General features: G+C 59.9%; 13 protein-coding genes. 2 read left to right on the forward strand and 11 right to left on the reverse strand.

Annotated elements, in window-relative coordinates; translation table 11 throughout:
* Complete coding sequence (locus tag JGU72_RS29530; protein ID WP_199687873.1) at positions 1 to 717, reverse strand: PEP-utilizing enzyme; 717 nt, start codon at positions 715 to 717, stop codon at positions 1 to 3.
* 143 nt (positions 718 to 860) lie between these two features.
* On the opposite strand from JGU72_RS29530, the gene JGU72_RS29535 reads away from it, so the two are divergent.
* Positions 861 to 1,655 (forward strand): helix-turn-helix transcriptional regulator, encoded by a 795-nt coding sequence (locus JGU72_RS29535; protein ID WP_199687874.1) that lies wholly within the window; start codon positions 861 to 863, stop codon positions 1,653 to 1,655.
* Positions 1,656 to 1,697: 42 nt separating this feature from the next.
* Here the strand turns inward: JGU72_RS29535 and JGU72_RS29540 are convergent, their stop codons facing one another.
* The 5 genes from JGU72_RS29540 to JGU72_RS29560 all read right to left on the reverse strand — a co-directional run bounded on the left by JGU72_RS29540 (position 1,698) and on the right by JGU72_RS29560 (position 6,788).
* Positions 1,698 to 2,831, reverse strand: coding sequence for an Rv3169 family protein (locus JGU72_RS29540; protein WP_199687875.1), 1,134 nt, complete (start codon positions 2,829 to 2,831; stop codon positions 1,698 to 1,700).
* Positions 2,832 to 2,846: 15 nt separating this feature from the next.
* Positions 2,847 to 4,406 carry a PEP-utilizing enzyme gene (locus JGU72_RS29545; RefSeq protein WP_307828665.1) on the reverse strand — a complete coding sequence of 520 codons (1,560 nt, stop codon included), beginning with the start codon at positions 4,404 to 4,406 and terminating at the stop codon, positions 2,847 to 2,849.
* 47 nt (positions 4,407 to 4,453) lie between these two features.
* Positions 4,454 to 5,644 carry a hypothetical protein gene (locus JGU72_RS29550; RefSeq protein ID WP_199687877.1) on the reverse strand — a complete coding sequence of 397 codons (1,191 nt, stop codon included), beginning with the start codon at positions 5,642 to 5,644 and terminating at the stop codon, positions 4,454 to 4,456.
* Positions 5,641 to 6,003 (reverse strand): PEP-utilizing enzyme, encoded by a 363-nt coding sequence (locus JGU72_RS29555; protein WP_199687878.1) that lies wholly within the window; start codon positions 6,001 to 6,003, stop codon positions 5,641 to 5,643. The genes JGU72_RS29550 and JGU72_RS29555 overlap by 4 nt, the downstream gene beginning before the upstream one ends.
* Before the next feature lie 125 nt (positions 6,004 to 6,128).
* Positions 6,129 to 6,788, reverse strand: coding sequence for a hypothetical protein (locus JGU72_RS29560; RefSeq protein WP_199687879.1), 660 nt, complete (start codon positions 6,786 to 6,788; stop codon positions 6,129 to 6,131).
* Between the two features lie 268 nt (positions 6,789 to 7,056).
* Here JGU72_RS29560 and JGU72_RS29565 point away from each other — a divergent pair, with 268 nt between their 5' ends.
* Positions 7,057 to 8,034, forward strand: coding sequence for a PDDEXK family nuclease (locus JGU72_RS29565; RefSeq protein ID WP_199687880.1), 978 nt, complete (start codon positions 7,057 to 7,059; stop codon positions 8,032 to 8,034).
* Between the two features lie 68 nt (positions 8,035 to 8,102).
* On the opposite strand, the gene JGU72_RS29570 is transcribed toward JGU72_RS29565, so the two are convergent.
* From JGU72_RS29570 to JGU72_RS29590, 5 genes are all read right to left on the reverse strand, one after another.
* Positions 8,103 to 8,441: a hypothetical protein gene (locus tag JGU72_RS29570; RefSeq protein ID WP_199687881.1), complete on the reverse strand. Its 339-nt coding sequence runs from the start codon at positions 8,439 to 8,441 to the stop codon at positions 8,103 to 8,105.
* Complete coding sequence (locus JGU72_RS29575; protein ID WP_199687882.1) at positions 8,438 to 10,867, reverse strand: AAA family ATPase; 2,430 nt, start codon at positions 10,865 to 10,867, stop codon at positions 8,438 to 8,440. The genes JGU72_RS29570 and JGU72_RS29575 overlap by 4 nt, the downstream gene beginning before the upstream one ends.
* A gap of 402 nt (positions 10,868 to 11,269) precedes the next feature.
* Positions 11,270 to 11,674: an HNH endonuclease gene (locus tag JGU72_RS30940; protein WP_307828666.1), complete on the reverse strand. Its 405-nt coding sequence runs from the start codon at positions 11,672 to 11,674 to the stop codon at positions 11,270 to 11,272.
* 592 nt (positions 11,675 to 12,266) lie between these two features.
* On the reverse strand, positions 12,267 to 14,558 hold the full coding sequence (locus tag JGU72_RS29585) for a ParB N-terminal domain-containing protein (RefSeq protein ID WP_199687883.1): 2,292 nt from the start codon (positions 14,556 to 14,558) through the stop codon (positions 12,267 to 12,269).
* Between the two features lies 1 nt (position 14,559).
* Positions 14,560 to 15,186 carry a hypothetical protein gene (locus JGU72_RS29590; protein WP_199687884.1) on the reverse strand — a complete coding sequence of 209 codons (627 nt, stop codon included), beginning with the start codon at positions 15,184 to 15,186 and terminating at the stop codon, positions 14,560 to 14,562.
* Between the last annotated feature and the right edge of the window lie 170 nt (positions 15,187 to 15,356).

A 15,356-nucleotide genomic window follows, 5' to 3' on the forward strand; every position in this document is an offset into this window, starting at 1 on the left:
TCAGCCCTCGTTTTCGATCAGCCAGATCCGGGCGTGCCCGGTGTTTCCCGTTTCGTATGCGTCGGCCGCCGGTGGCGCCGCGGTGACCTCGATTTCGACGATGTCGCCGTCTACGAGGTGGTCGATCTTGCAGTTCATCAGCGTGGGCACGTCGTACTCGCGAGCGAGGATGCCGAGGTGGCTGCGGACCGTGCCGCCGAGGCAGATGACGCCAGCGAAGTCCTCGATGATCGGTGCCGTCAGGGTGCCGCCGGAATCGTCGATCACCGCGATGGTGCCGGCCGGGATCCCCTCGGTCAGGTAGTCCATCACCTGCTCGACCTTCGAAATCAGGGCGACGGGACCGGTCACGGACTGGGTCTTGCGAATGACGTTGTCACCGATGCCCACCTGCTTGCGGCCGTTGGTCGACGCCCCTTCCGCGAAGGCCGGCGCTTCACGCTCCGGACTCTTGTATTTGTCGGGTTCGGATTCGAGCGACGCCGTTGCCGAGTAGTCGAAGCGGTAGCCCGAATCGAGCACCTCCTTCTCGACTGCGAGTGCGTCGTCGACGGTGAACAGTTCTAGTTCGCGCTCGAAGACGACGTCCTTCCAGTTCGCGTCGAGAGCGGCGAAACGCTCGGCCGCCAACGCTCGAACCGCGCTGTTGAAGCGGCCTGGGAGCGGCAGCATTTCGGTAGATCCCCACTTCGGCCCGGTATGGGTGGAGCTGGTCATACTCACCTCGCTGTGTCGGGTCCGGACCGGGGCCGACCTGCTTGGATTCGCCCTGTGCCGGGTGTGTTCTTTGGCTCTGTCACGAATCTATGTACGATCAGGAATGTGACCCAGTCCACGTTGGTGGACAGTTCGGAAGTGTGATGATCAGTCAGTCTCCGCAGCACCGCACTCGTTCTCCGCTGCGCGAATCACTACAGCGAAGCGACTACGAACGCGCCTTCGATGTCCTGGAGCGCTGCGACAACGCCGCGTCCCTACCGGACTTCAAGGAATTGCTGATCGAGGCATTGGAAGACACGTTTGCGCTCAAGCACGTGTCGTTCTTTGCCGGCGCAACCTTCCACAACGTGTTCGGTGATTCGGCGCCGGTGACCGAAGGCAAGACGGCGCGGATGCTCCCGGAGTACCAGGAGCGGTGGGCACGCTACGACGTCTTCGGCACGCCCGTCGCAATGCGCCAGCTCGTCGGAAGCGGGGTGTCGTCGCTCTCGGAGCTGGCGTCGTACGGTCCGCTGCCCGCAGCCGCCGACGCTTATGTGCGGCACTTTCTCGTGTCGACGTGGCAGATGGAGACAGCGGCGGCGATGCGGCTCGTGCTGCCAGGCGGACACACGGCGCTGGTGGGGATGTTCGACCCGGCGCCGGACAAGATCGGTGTGCACGAAGTTTCGACGTTGCGACTGCTCAGCAGGCAATTGTCGGCGACGTGCCGAGGACTTCCCGTTTCCCGCCCTGCGGCCACCTTGACCAAGCTGTCCGACCGGCAGCGCCAGGTCGTTCAGCTTGTTGCGGACGGGTTGTCGAACGCCGAGATCGGCGAGACCCTGTCACTCGCCGAAGACAGCGTGAAGAAGTACGTCAGCCGGGTCCTTACGGCGACCGGCTGCCAATCCCGGATGGAGCTGGCGCTCCTCGCACGCTCGCAGCGGATATGACGAAGGGCCGCGGACGGTTCGTCCGCGGCCCTTGTCAATCTTCTAGAGGAACGATGTCTCCCTGGTCAATCCATACCGGGGGTGGTCGCCGATAACCATCGACTCGAAAATGCCGTAGCCGACGGCGTCACCCTCGCGACAGCGGATCACGCAGTCGCGAAGCTGGTGCACTTCCCGGGCTGTATCCGGTTGCGAGACATCGGCGTAACGCTCACCGTCGAGGTGTGACGGTCCGTGCCATTGGCCGTGCCGGTGTCCCTTGAAGCCGAAGTACAGACCGGTCCCGAGGTGGAAGCCGGTGTCACTCGCGGCTTCGATCTCGATGGTGCGGGTCTCGCCCCAACCGGCGTCGAAGGTCAGCTTGCCGCCGAGCAGTCGCCGGTTGACGGGGTCGTACTTGAGTTCGTCGCGTAAACCCAGCAGCGGTCGCTGTGTGCCATCCGGCAGATTCTCGAAGCCGGAGAAGTAGGTCACTGCGCCGTCGACGGACTGCAGGTAGTGATGGATCTCGTAGCTCGATCCGTCCGGGCGCTGCAACCACATTGGGCTCCACGTGAGGATGAAGTCGCCGTTGAGTCGCTGTGGTTTGAAGATGTCCGGCGCGGGTTCGCCGACGTCCATCCGCACTCCCCACGAGTGATCACGGAAGCCGAACCACTCTTCGTCGCGTACCTCGATCCGTTCGCCGTCGATCCAGACCTCACCGCTGATGGTCGACGCCTGGTGGTAGCGCAGCAAGTCGGACTGGATGCGGAAGCCTTGCGGTTCGCGCTGCGAGTCCTTCTGCTCCAGGAATGGAGGCAGTACACCGGTGACGGTGAGGTCGAAGCTGATCGGCTGAATGTCGTTTTCTGCCAGCGTGAATCGTATCTTCTTGAGCGGCTCGATGACCTCGTAGTCGAGTGGTCCGACACCGACTCGGTAGGGGTCCAGATCGAGCTGACGGCTGGCACGGACCGTAATTTGTTCGGTCCCACGGGAAACGCCGGCAAACATGTCAATGACGTTGCGGTTGTGGTACTTACCGATGCCGACATCGATTTGGAGTGAGCCGTCACGGGCGAACAATGAGCCCCACAACTTCTCGGTCCACGACGTATCCGCCTGGCTGATCGTCGCGAACGTTTCGGGTGTCTGGTGGCACAGGAGTTCGTCGGCGGGGACGAGTTTCTGCATGGCTTGGCGCATGGTCTAGGCCTCTCTGATCGGCGAGAACGAGCCGGGCATGTCGTTGGCCACCAACGCGGTTCCGAAGATGGCGGCGGCTTTGTCGTCGTCGTCGAAAGGCTCCGGGTAGAGCGCGAGCGTCTTCGGCGACATCGACCAGTCGATCTGGTCGGTGACGCCGGCGAGTGCGGCGAACGGCCGTAAACCCGAGGTGTACATGGTGGTTGCGGCGAAGATGCGTTCACGCCGGTCCATGGCTGCGAAGCGCTGGTACAGCGTCATGTGGCATTTGCTGAGTTCGGCAGCAATCGTGGGCCACTGCTCCGGCGACAGCAGTGCGCGGGTGCCGTCGGCCATGTAGCCGTAGACGGCGACTTCGTCGACTGCTGACAGCAACGGACCGGGTTCGGTGAATGTCGTTCCCCAGTCGTTGATTTCGAACTCAGCGAACTTCGTGCGGTCGTACGTGAGGGCCATCGTGAAGCCGGTGTAGGGCGGTTCGAGGTCGGTGGCCCAGGGGTACGCCCACGAGCTCGGTCCGAGCGACAGGTAGTCGCGCACAATCGTTTCGCGGTTGCCTTCTCGCGGATAGGGTCCGGAATCGCAGGTGCCGACGCGCGAGTCGCAGAAGTAGAGGAACGAGTAGCCAGAGATTGTGGCGTTGAGTCGTTTGAGTTGTTTGCGGGCGTCGGCGTCGAGCGAGACTGCCCCACTGTTCAATTCGTCGACAACGGGCTGCGGGAGATAGCGGTCGGTGAACCCGGCGTCCTTGTAGTCCAGTGTGCCGTCGCCGCGGTGTGCGAGGGTCAGGCGGCGCCAGAAGTCGACGACGGTGCGGATGTCGTCCTTGTGCTCGCCGGTGCTGATCTTCTCCATGTGAATGGAACACTCACGGCCGCAGAGGAAGTGGTAACCGATCATCCAGATCCACAGTGGGCTGATGCGGTTCGGGCCTTCGCGCAGTTGGCGGCCCAGTTCCTCGGCCGATGTTGCCGAGTCGATGATCGCGACCCGCTTCGCGTAGCTGTGGAAGTCTTCGATGACGCTGAGCGACATGTACGGCAGCATCGGGAAGAGCTCGGAGGTGAAACCGGATCGCCGCGTCATCTCGGGCTTGAACGCACGACCCATGTGCTGGACGAGGTCGTCCAGTTTCTCGTCGGTGAGCTTCTCCGCAACGAGCTGGTCGAGCCCAGCGGGTGTGACGTCGACGTCGAAGTCCTTGACAGCGATCTCGTCTCCGACGCGGCGGATGTAGTCCCACCAGCCGTCGCTGACGTCCGTCGAGGGTGCCTTCAGCACGGCGGTGCCGTCCTCGATGGCGAGTTCGATCTGTGCGCCGTCAGCGACGTCTTCGACCAATTCAGCGCCGACAATGCACGGAACCTCGAATTCACGGGAGACGATCGCAAGGTGTGACCGCAAAGTGCCGTCGAGGCAGACGATTCCGCCGAGCCTGCCCAGGATCGGTGACAGGAACGTGGTCCCGCCCGACGCGACGAGTGCGATGGTGGATTCGAGGTCGCTGTCGATCGATTCGATGACGTCGACGGGTGAGCGGAATCGTCGAACGGTTCCAGTCACCGGCTCGAAAGTATATGAGGGAACGCCTTTTCCGAGAACGCTCATGACTATCCTCCCAGCGGACGGAAGCAGCCGTCACGGTCTTGCGGTACGAACACTCCGCCGATGAGCTGGAGTGCGAGATTGGGGTCGCTGAACTTTTCGAAGGACTGGGCGATGCGGGGTGTGATTGTCCAGTCGATCTCGTCGTAGCAGCCGGCGAGACGAGCCCAGGCCTTCAACTTCCACGCGTACATTTCGGTCGCGTAGAGGTTGCGCTCTTCGGGGTCGGTCTCGGCAAGGCGCTGGTACAGGGCGCGGTGAGCCTTGCGGATTGCCTGGGTGGCTTCGTTGACTTCTTCGGTGCCGAGGGGGCGCAGTGTGCCCCCGTCGGTGCAGAAGACGCGGGTCTCGAGGATGTCGGCCTGATAGTCGGTGGGTGTGAACCAGGCTGTGCCCCAGACGTTGTTGTCCATCTTGATGTTGCCGGGCAGGCGGTGTGCGATGACGAAGTGGTGGTACGGCAGGGTTTCGCGGATGCCGTCGACCCACGGGAAGTCGCCGTCGCCGTCGGTGCAGGTCTCGCGCAGGGCGAGGAAGGTGCCGTCTTCGAGCAGGTAGGGGCCGGTGTCGCAGACGGCAGTCCGGGCGTCGCAGTTCTCGAGGAAGGCGTAGCCCGTCAGTCGGGCGCCGAACTTGCGGATCCCGGTTTTGACCGTGTCGTCGGCTTTGACAAGGTTGGCGCGGATCTCGTCGAGCAGCGCGGCGTCGGCGACGTGGGAGCTGTTGCGCGGTTCGGCGTCCATGTTGAACAGCACGCCGTCGGTACGCATGGCGATGGTTGCTTCGCGCCAGAATTTGAGGACTTCGAGCTGGTCCTCGAGTCCGTCGGTGAGGCTGTTCTCGTCGAGATCGACGAAAAGCTCACGGCCGGTGAGGTAGTGGAGCGGCATTGCCGCGAGGTTGATGAAGCTGCGCTTGTTGCCGATCGGCAGGGCTTTCGCCACGAGTTCGGCGGCTGTGGCGTGCTTCTTGATCGTGCGGATGCGCTCGGGGACGCGGAGGTAGTCCTCCATCATCGACATCAGAATGTAGGTGTTCATGCCGAACAGCTCGGACTCGAACACCGTTCGGGCCGAGAGCTCCGACTTGTAGGCGGCGCCGGCCTTGTGCACGAGCCAGTTCCACTCGTCGAGCGTGGGCTCGTAATACGGTTCGGTGTAGAGGGTTTCGACGTTGGTGCTCAGTTGTGCTGTCATGCCGACACCGCCAGCCGTGCGGTTTCTCCGTTGGCGAGGTCGAGGATGACGTGATCGCCGTCTTGAATGTCGCCGGTCAGCTCGGCGGCGAGGACGCACGGTACGTCGGATTCGCGCGACAGGATCGCGAGGTGCGACTCGCGGCTGCCGGCGGTGCACACGATGGCGCGCAGGTCGGGAAGGATCGGCGACAGGAACGTCATGCCGCCCTTGTTCACGAACGCGATCGTGTCTTCGAGATCATCGTCGTCGATGGACAGCACGTCCGATGTGTCGTTGAACCACCGGGCGGTTCCCCGCACCTCACCTGCTTCGAAAAGATTGACTCCGGTCCCGACTTGATTCAGGTCCCCGCTCATAATTCACTCCGTTCCGCCCGTGGTCGTCAAGGCGTCATTGGCTCGGACACTGCGCATCAGCGCTGGTCAAAACATACGAACCAGGAGGGAGTGTGACCCAGTGCACTTTGGGGGACAGAGTGAAATCAGGCAGTTTTCTTGCGTGGCGCCCGCATCAGGAGGGCGGCGACGAGGAAACAAATCGCGCCGATGAGGGTGCCCATATTCGCAACGGTGGCATCTTCGAGCTTCCCGCTGGGCACGACGAACGCGGCGACTGCGGACACTCCGAACGCCACGGACCCGAGCATGTTCCACCAGGTGCTGCGCCAGTTGCGAGCGTGCGGATCCCAGAGTTTGTCGGTCTCCGTGGTGGCGATGACAGCGAGGGCGCTGGCGGCGAGGAAGCCGATGGAGCCGAGCACGTCGGGCCGCCAGATCCACTGGTCCGACTCTTCGACGGTGAGACCGATGATCAGAGCGGCGCCGGTGCTGACGTTGAACAGCAGGGTGCCCACGAACTGGATCAGGGCGGACCACCAGTCGTACTTCTCGATGCGGTGCGACTCGGCGTGCGGGACGGGTCGGCCGCTGAGCCGGAGCTGGATGAAACCGGCGGTGGTGAAGAACAGGGAACCGATGAAGTAGGTGGTGTTGTCCAGTCGTGCACCCACCGCTGACGCGTAGAGCGGGGAGGCCCCGAGGGCGAAGAGGGCTGCGCCTATTGCAAACCCCCACGATTCGCGGCGGAGTTTTAGTTCTCGACGACTTCCGGTCCAGCGGTTGGTGGGGTTGCTCTCAGACATCGGCCACGCGCATGTTGTTGGCCACCGACCGCTCCCCTGTTGCGGCTTTCCTCTGCCCCAGCATGGGAGCAGAGTACGCGCTGTGTCGCCCGTAGTTCGAGCACGCGGAGTCACGGAAACCGCAAACGTGATCTAACACCGTGCAATCCGGTCGAGCGCTACCGTACTTCTATGCACCCCTTGCGAGGAAGCGCTCATGACTAACGACGCCGACATGCGGCTCCTCGTGCGAAACTGGGGTTCGAATGCCCCGTGGGCGACGCCGGAAATGGTGGCCTACGACAACGAAGATCATCTGCAGGGAATTATCGCGGACGCCCCGTCGCGCGTGCCGGGTGTTCCCGACGGCGCGCTGACCGTGCGCGAGTTTTCCACATCCGCAGGCCCGGCAGACGTGTGCATCGTCAGCCCAGACGGCTCGATCACCGTCGTCGAATGCAAACTCGCTTCGAATTCCGAGCGCCGCCGAATGGTCATCGGACAAGTAATCGACTACGCGTCAGCCATCTGTGTGGATGGCGAAGCCACCTTCCGCGAGCAATGGACCCGTCAACGAGGGGCCGACCTAGCGGCCTTTGGTGAAGGCGCAGTCGAGCAGCTCGGACGAAACATCGCGGATGGTCGAATTCATTTGTGCCTTGCAGTCGACCAGATCGACGGCGAACTTCGTCGCCTCGTCGAGTACATGAATCGCATTACGCGCGACGAAATCACTGTCACTGCAGTCCAATTGGCGTATGCGCGCCACGGCACCCTAGAGATACTGATCCCTTCGACGTATGGCGGTGAGATCGCGGCAATCAAGGCTCGCGAATCGGGCCAATCGAGCGCGTGGACGAAGGACTCTTTCATCGAATCTATTGGCAGTACGTCGGATCGCGACATTGCACTTCGAATCTTCGAACAGCTCGAAGCGATCGATGAGCGTCGCGGAACTCACGACGACCTCCTGTTTGGTAAACGTCCGAGCGGCGGCATATTCATCTACCCGTATGGGCTCCGGTATGCGCCGATTCAGTTGTGGATCAATAAATCTGGTCACTTGATGGCGTACGGGACGTGGAATCAGTACACGCCGATCCAGCATCACGATGGATACGCCAAACTTGCTTTGCTGGCGGGGCTCGACCATAAGTCGTCCGCCAAAGGTTTTCGTCTCGCCGATATCGATGTCGATATGTTTTGGGCTGAAGTTCTTCGGTGTGCTGAGCGGATCAACTCGCCCGCTACGGAACAGCTGCCTTGACCAATCGCGGCCCCGCACTCGGCTCGGGCCGCGGGGTTCAGTTCGGAGCAGGGCTTCGTCGATTCGAGTTAGACGAGCGCCGCCACGAGTTCACACAGATGTCTTACTTCACCGACAGTCGGCGAAAGTTCGTATGCGTGATGGTGGCATGCATTGCTCAAGCCGCTCCACGCTGTGCTGGCAGCGTCCGCAATCTCGTCGTCAGCGAGCGCGCGCAGGACTACTAGTTTCGAATTCGTAGTCGCGTAAGGAATCTCGGCTCCCAGCTCCTGGCAGCGCTGAGTGATCATCATTTCCAGGGCTTGACGCGCAAGGAATGCAGAAAGCCGGGCTGGTGGCTGGCCGGTCGGCAATGTGCCATCCAGCAGTTGCTGAGCATTCCACAACAGCACCATCGGGGTTGTCATCGCACTGTCCGCAAGTCGGCGACAGACTTTCGCAGATCGCTGGCGTCCATCTTCGTCAACCGAGCACCCCGGTGAACGCCGTTCGTGCAGATTCGCAGAGTGTTCTTCCGGTGTGGCCGCATATCTGCCCAACCCTGACGGCCGGGGACTTCACCGACCGCGAGAGAAATCCGCCTGCGCGTCGTTTTGATCAAGTTCCACTCGCTTTCGGCGTCCGCGCGAGAGACGCCGGCGCGGTACCGCTTCGAATAGAAGATGTCTTGCGCGGCAGACTCGATCGCCAGCCTGAACAATCCCGGAGCCACCCGGTTCTTCACGTCGTCGGGGACGTTGTCATCTACAAGCAGCGCGAACGCGTCCTTCGAGTAACGCTCGGCGCGGTTGAGCGTCTCTTGGACGGTGACCGTCGAAGCCGCACCGCGAGTTACCTCGACCAATCGAGCGTCGACAGACATCTGCCGAATTGTCGACGCGAGGCGATCATCGTGCGAGAACACGATGACCTGACGCGTTTTCGCCAGGCCTGCAAGCACTCTCACGAATCCGTCGATCTTTGCTGGATCCATGGCCTGGATAGGGTCGTCGAGCACGAGGAATCTGAACGGGCTCGTCGGCGTCGTCGCCCTGGGGATGAACAGCGCCAACGCTAATGCATGCAACTCGCCCTGGCTCATAACCGACAGCGCACCCGCGGGTTGACCATCGACGCTCGCCTCGAGCACCGCCCTTCGCGTTGTGCGCGCGCCGGACAGCGTGATCGACCCGAGGTCAACATTGCTCTCCTGGCGCAACTCCGCCCAGATTCGTCTGGCTTGTGTTGCGATCGGTGCAAGCCGTTGGTTCCGCAGCTCTGCGGCGTTCGCCGTGACCCAGTTCTTCGCCGCTGTCAGCACCTTCACAGTCGGGTCCATCAATCGGGCATCACGTTCGAGTGCAATCCAGGCGACAATTTGCTCTGCGACTGGAGCCCAACGGTTCTCGCGCGTTGCCAACTCCGCAGCGGCTTCCGACCTCAGATCTTTTGCTGCCGAGTCCAGCTCGTTGAACAGCCCGACTGCGCCAGACACAAGGGAGGCGTCTGTCTGTCCGGCGTCGAATGCGCGGACAGCCTGGCGGTACCGCGCCAGTGATGGAAGCGCCGCCCCCTCGATCTCGGCAACGCTCGGGATGCGTGAGATTAGATGTCGCACATCTGCTCGTGCCGCGACGATCTCACTCTGCGCCGATCGGACGCCGCTGAGGAGCTTGTCGCCTTCGGCGAGTTCCTCGGCCGCGTGCTGCCTCCAATCAGCTGTGAGCCGCCCTTCGCCGCACAGAGGGCAATCAATCTCGCCATCAGCGTCGATAATCGCAAGCGCTGCAGTCAGTAGTCGAGACCGGCGCTCTCCCGCGTCGATCGCCGCGTCGGTTAGTCGTCGCTCGTCGTCGAGAGCTGCTTTGAGTCGCTGGACGCGTTCGACAACCACGGCCTCTTCGGGCGTCGGCAACAAAGTCATTGCACGCAAAGCCCCGATCGTCGCGTCCGGTGCAGCACTCACTCCGGTCGCAAGTTTGCTTAGCTCCTCGAGGTCGACCGCTCGCTTTTTCAGCAGCGCACCTGCAGGTGCGGCGCGTGTGTCATCCACCGCTGCAACGACTTCGCGCAGCTCCTTCAGCGCATCGGTCGCCAACTTGCGGGGCTTCTTGCGGATCAACAGTTCATCGGCGAGGAGCTTCTCGGCGTCATAGATTGCCTCGAGTCCCAACAACTTCGCGAGCGCGTCATAGAGGGCGGACGGGCCTTCCTCGAATAGCCCGCCAACCTCGTCGTATGAGAGCAACGGACGGTGACTTTCGACCGAGCCCCGCCAACCGAGACCATCCCAACCGGGTTGGCGCTTGCTATTACCGACCTGAACCCAGGCTTCGGCGGCTTCGAGCCCCGCGTCTGCAGCCCAGTCGACGCCGAGCACAGTTGGCTCGCCACCTTCTACTGCGAGGCCGATCCGGACCTGGCACGGGTTGTCGTGGTGCAGGTTTCGCCAGTTCCCCGTCCACTGGGTCGACTTCTTGCGCCAGCGATAGCTCCCGCCCGTGATCGCGAACTCGAGAGACTCCGCAAAGCTGGATTTACCGGAGCCATTCCGGCCACTAACGACGGTCAGGCCAGGTCCAGGGTGTAGAGGCAACGTCGCGTTCTGACCAATGCCGCGAAACCCTGCGACGCCTATCGACGTCAGGAACGCGCCAGCAGGTTCCTTGGTCGAGAAAGTCGGAAGAGCCGTCACGCCCGTGCGGCCAGTGGGCGGCAGATCGAGGTGGTCACGCAGAGCCTGTCGGCCGTCCAAAGCGGCCAGAACGGCGTACTTCGCCTCGTCGTCCAGACTGGCGTCGCCGTCCGCGAGGTCGAAAACTACTTCTACCAGCGGCTTCTCGACAGAGCTCATGACGTCCTCCCCGTTTTGCCCGAACCCGAATCGTAAGCGACGTCACCGACACGAAACCTGTGAATCGATGACCTCCAACGCTTCCGTGGCTCAATCGGCTGACATCCTGGCGGTGTCCAACGGAGTCAGCGGCCTTAGGACATCAACACCATCAAGCCGTGGCCGAGGATAGCGATGCCGCGCTCGCCAAACGCGCGCTCTGCGCCGCGGCGTGTGCTCACTAAGTGACGCTGCTGCCCGTCGCAGATGCTGGCCGGCATCTCGTCGACGCCGGTTAAGCCGTGGGAGTGTCCTGCGCTTCGCAGGCTCCACGACTTCGCGGCACGGTGCACACAGCCTTTGCGATAACGCCATAACGCCCTCGCGCATGATGACGAGGCGTTCTGCAGCGATCGATGCAAACTATCCTGCTGATAGAAAGCGCTGGTAGGTCATTTCGAGCAATTTCCGATCAGGCTGTTCGTTCCGCAAACCGGGCGGCACCATCAGCATTTCTCCGTGTCGTTCCTTGAGTCCGTGCTGAAGCATTGACCCGTCAATCTCTGCAAGTAGATCTTGACGTATTTCGACAACCAAATCCGGTGTTATTCCGAGGATGTGAGTATCGAAAGCAGCATGATGGATCTTGCAAAGCGCGAGACCGTTTCTCACGGAAGCAATTCCCGCCTCATGTGAATCGGGCACGATGTGCGCTGCGTCGAGCAGTTCTCCATGCCCCAAGGCACAGACCGCGCATCGCATCCCATATGCCCGAATGACGGTCGCACGAAACACTGGTTGATGTAATCGCTGCTTCGCTTCCGCCACCAGATAGCGTCTTAGTTGCGCTTCGACTGGCGTGTCTGGTCGATGAGATCTCTTCCAACATCCGTAGCCACCACGAACTGATGGTCCGCCGGTTCTTCGGCCAGTATGTACACCGGGAATATCGGCTGATACCGACTTGGCCCAACTCCATAGAACCAGATAAGTGGTACACGTTCTGCCATGGCAGCGCGAAGCCCGCGATTATCCATGTTATTTGGGTTGACGGGGTTTTCGTATGCCTCGGGTCGGATCCATGAGGCGAAACCCTTCGCCGTCGATGGAGAAGTCCATCAGCTCTTCTCGTGTGATTGATGAAGATCCGTCGTGTGTACGAATCGCCAGGAACTGCATCGCTTCGCGTCGAAGTCGCACGTCGAAATCCTCTGGACCACTCGCGACCCAAGCGATGTAGGTCATAATTGGGTACCTCCGTGTCGCCCTCGCGTCCCTCGTGAGCGTTTATTAAATCGCATTTGGTCACGTAGAGCAGGACCCATATTACCGCTACTATCCCCGTGGTCCATTCTCGTCACCAGGCCTCTAGACACCCCCGGCGATCCGTAGCATGCATCCACGCCACAACGATCGCAAGTCAAGCCTCATCGCTCACCTGTTCCGCAGACTCTTCGTCCGGCTCGGTGGCTGCTGCAGCAGAAACGGTCGATATCGCCGCACGCATTACTTTCTGGTCTAATGCAGAACCACCCAGATTACGCACAAGGGCATCGTGAGCTCGAAATGACTGATCGAAGATTGCGGCCCTTTCTTTATCCTTAAGGTCTTCCTTTGATTTGTTATTCTCTCGGCAGAACATCGTCTCGTAGTGATCGTGTAGCGCAGAGAAAACTTCGCTTCGACAAAGATCTCGCTCTTCTCTCACAACTGCGCTGAGGACAGAATGAGCCGGATCCCAAACCTCTAACAGGAGATAGCGATACTTTGGCCACTGGTCGGGTTGCATTTCGGCGCGGAAGACCACGCTCCTGAAAGTCTGATTGTTCACTCGGACCGACCAAATGTTATCGGATTCTGGCTCGCCACTAAAAACGCGGATCATCTTCTTTAGCTGCGCCGTCGTCTTCGGTGTGAAAAAGGCGTTAAGCTGGGCGATGTAGTCTTCGTACGCATCATCGCGATTTACGGCTTCGGGGTCAGGATCACTCTTTATTCGAAGCTCCGCCTTCTCGACCAAACCAACAAAACCGCAAACTAACGCAACCTGGAATGCCACGGTTGTGAGTACGTCCTCGTACAGCTTATTACACCAGTCGACCATTTTTGAATGAAGTTCGCCGTTTTTGTCGCGGAGCGCGCGTTTATCACTAATGTCGCCCAGAAGATTCGTTGCACGTTCAGCCCTCAGTTGCTTAACCGCGTCCTCAATTCGACCGGCCGTTGCATCTAACCTCGCAAGAATCGCCCGAATCTCAGGTACGTCGACCTTAAAGTATCCTTCGTTAATCCTCTGCCGTAACGCGGCTCGGTGTGATTCAAACACACGACCGATTCCTTGCCCCTCCAAAAGAATCGGCTTAAGCTGTCGGTCCTGATTACGTTCCAACTCCTGGCCGATTTTAAGCACTGCAAGATTATGACGTTCGAAGGGACCAAACTTTTCGAGAGCCCCGGTAATGAGAGTGCCATATTTTAGGTCGAATTGGCGGCCGAGGTCTCTCGCGGCGGAGGCCGTAAATAGATCACGTCGAATCGCGTCTGCACCTGTTGCGCCAAGCAGATTGCGTCCATCAAGCCGATCGAGGAGGTCGTCGAGACGCCTGCGATTCGCAAAAGTACCCGACCGGGGCTTTACACCGCGGATATCGGTTCCACTATCGAGCATCATGTGTTCGGTCATGTAGTAAATATGCGGCACTCCACTGATCGCAACTGGAGTTTGAATCTTCTGGCGACTACCCTCCTGATCAAGCTCGATATTCTCCATCCGCAGCGAATACTGCGAACGCTCATCCTTGGCTTTGATCTGCGAGAGAGTCCGCCTCATCATCACGCTAATGATGTCGTTATCGTCCAGTAGTTTATTTCTTGAGTCGGAAACTTTTCGAGCAGTCTTATTGAGTGTCAAGAATATTGACCGCGCCGCCTTCTTCATGTCAAAATCTCCAGCGTAAGCAGCGTCCAATTCGGGGACAGTGCATATAAGCACGGGCAAGTTAATTTCATCGAGAGCAAACTGCTCGATATAGTTCTTTGTCCAAGACGAATAGTATTCCCTGAACGGCGCGCGGCGAGAATCAGACCACTCGTCCTTGAGATTGCGGTAGATCGCTAACAGAGCCATTGCCCGGTGCTGGCCATCCACAATCACGAGGCGGGTTCGAGATGTATTCAGTCGAAGTCGTACTAAATCGTGCTGATAGGATACGTCTTGCACGAATGGCTGCTCGAACTCGAACACTTCACTGCCGACTGAACCGGACCTTGTGACTAGGCGGTTGTGAGCCTGATTTGGAAGCGGTTCCAGTACCTCGATTGTTACTTTCGGGTAAAATGCATCGGGTTGTACCCGGTTCTGTTTGATCGGAAGTACCACGATTACGATAGGAGGGAAGAGCTTGATCATGTCCCTCGCTTGGTCGTCCAGAAGGTACGGCACAAGATCGGCAGATACGCGTGCATCATCAATATCACGCTGCATAATTTCGTCGAATTCAAGGCTGTTCGAATCGAAGATCTCGCGGACTGGCGCAAGCGCGCTGAGCAATTTATCGTTGGTGGCCGCTGCAAAGTTCAGACCGACATGCGTGAGGAGATATTTTACCTCAAGCGACTTTGCATCAACTTGGCCCGTTCCCACTCTGAAGGAACCCACTGTGCCCTGCAAAGTGAGGTCTAGTGCGGAGTCTGGAGCCAATTGAAAGACCATATTAATTCCTCCCGAGAAGCGGATAGTGAATTCGGTTCAGTATGTTTTCAATGTCGACGAAGGCGCCCGGGACGACCTTCACTTTTACGAAGAGGCGTTGCGGAGGAATTTTTCTCATCCGTATTTCACGAGCGAAGCTACGATCTCGATTTTCAGTGCTCGGACCGGCGTCTTGCTCTCCGTACTTTTCGATTAGCGACTTGTGCTGTTTAAGGCGAGTGCTCAGTCGTTCGGACATTCCGATATAGATGGGGCTCGCGAAGTCCGGCGCGGATGTCTCCAGGACAGTGCGGATGACGGCCAGCCGACCTGTATCCTCGATCAGGCGATCGAGAAGGGACTCCGACAGCGTGGGCACATGTTCCACCAGACCCCTGTACCGGGGCTTCAGAGGCCCGCTAAGCGATGCATCGTAGGACCGTTCTCTGAAGTACTGAAATATGCTTGTGTCTAAGAATGCGCGTAGCGCCTCTTTCGCCTCGCCCAAGTGTCCACCAGCCTTCAAAGCCTCGACCGTTGTAACAACGCGGTCCAGGTCGAATGCTGTTACCTCAGGGACGTAGTACCACGCGTACACGCCGGGCTCAGAAGGTACGTCACCAATCTCGTGCCACCGATACGTTGTCATCGCTCTGGCACTAGGGACATCATCTGATCCAATTGCTTTCGTTGTTCCGCGAACCCAACGGCCGTACGAAACTTCGAGTCAGTCACCGCGAAATTACCCCCGCATACATACTCACCCTTGCCGATTGTCACGGTTCGCCGAGCCACCTGTGTCGCCAGTTGGATCCGCAT

The organism is Antrihabitans auranticaus (genome assembly GCF_016481275.1).
GTDB lineage: Bacteria > Actinomycetota > Actinomycetes > Mycobacteriales > Mycobacteriaceae > Antrihabitans.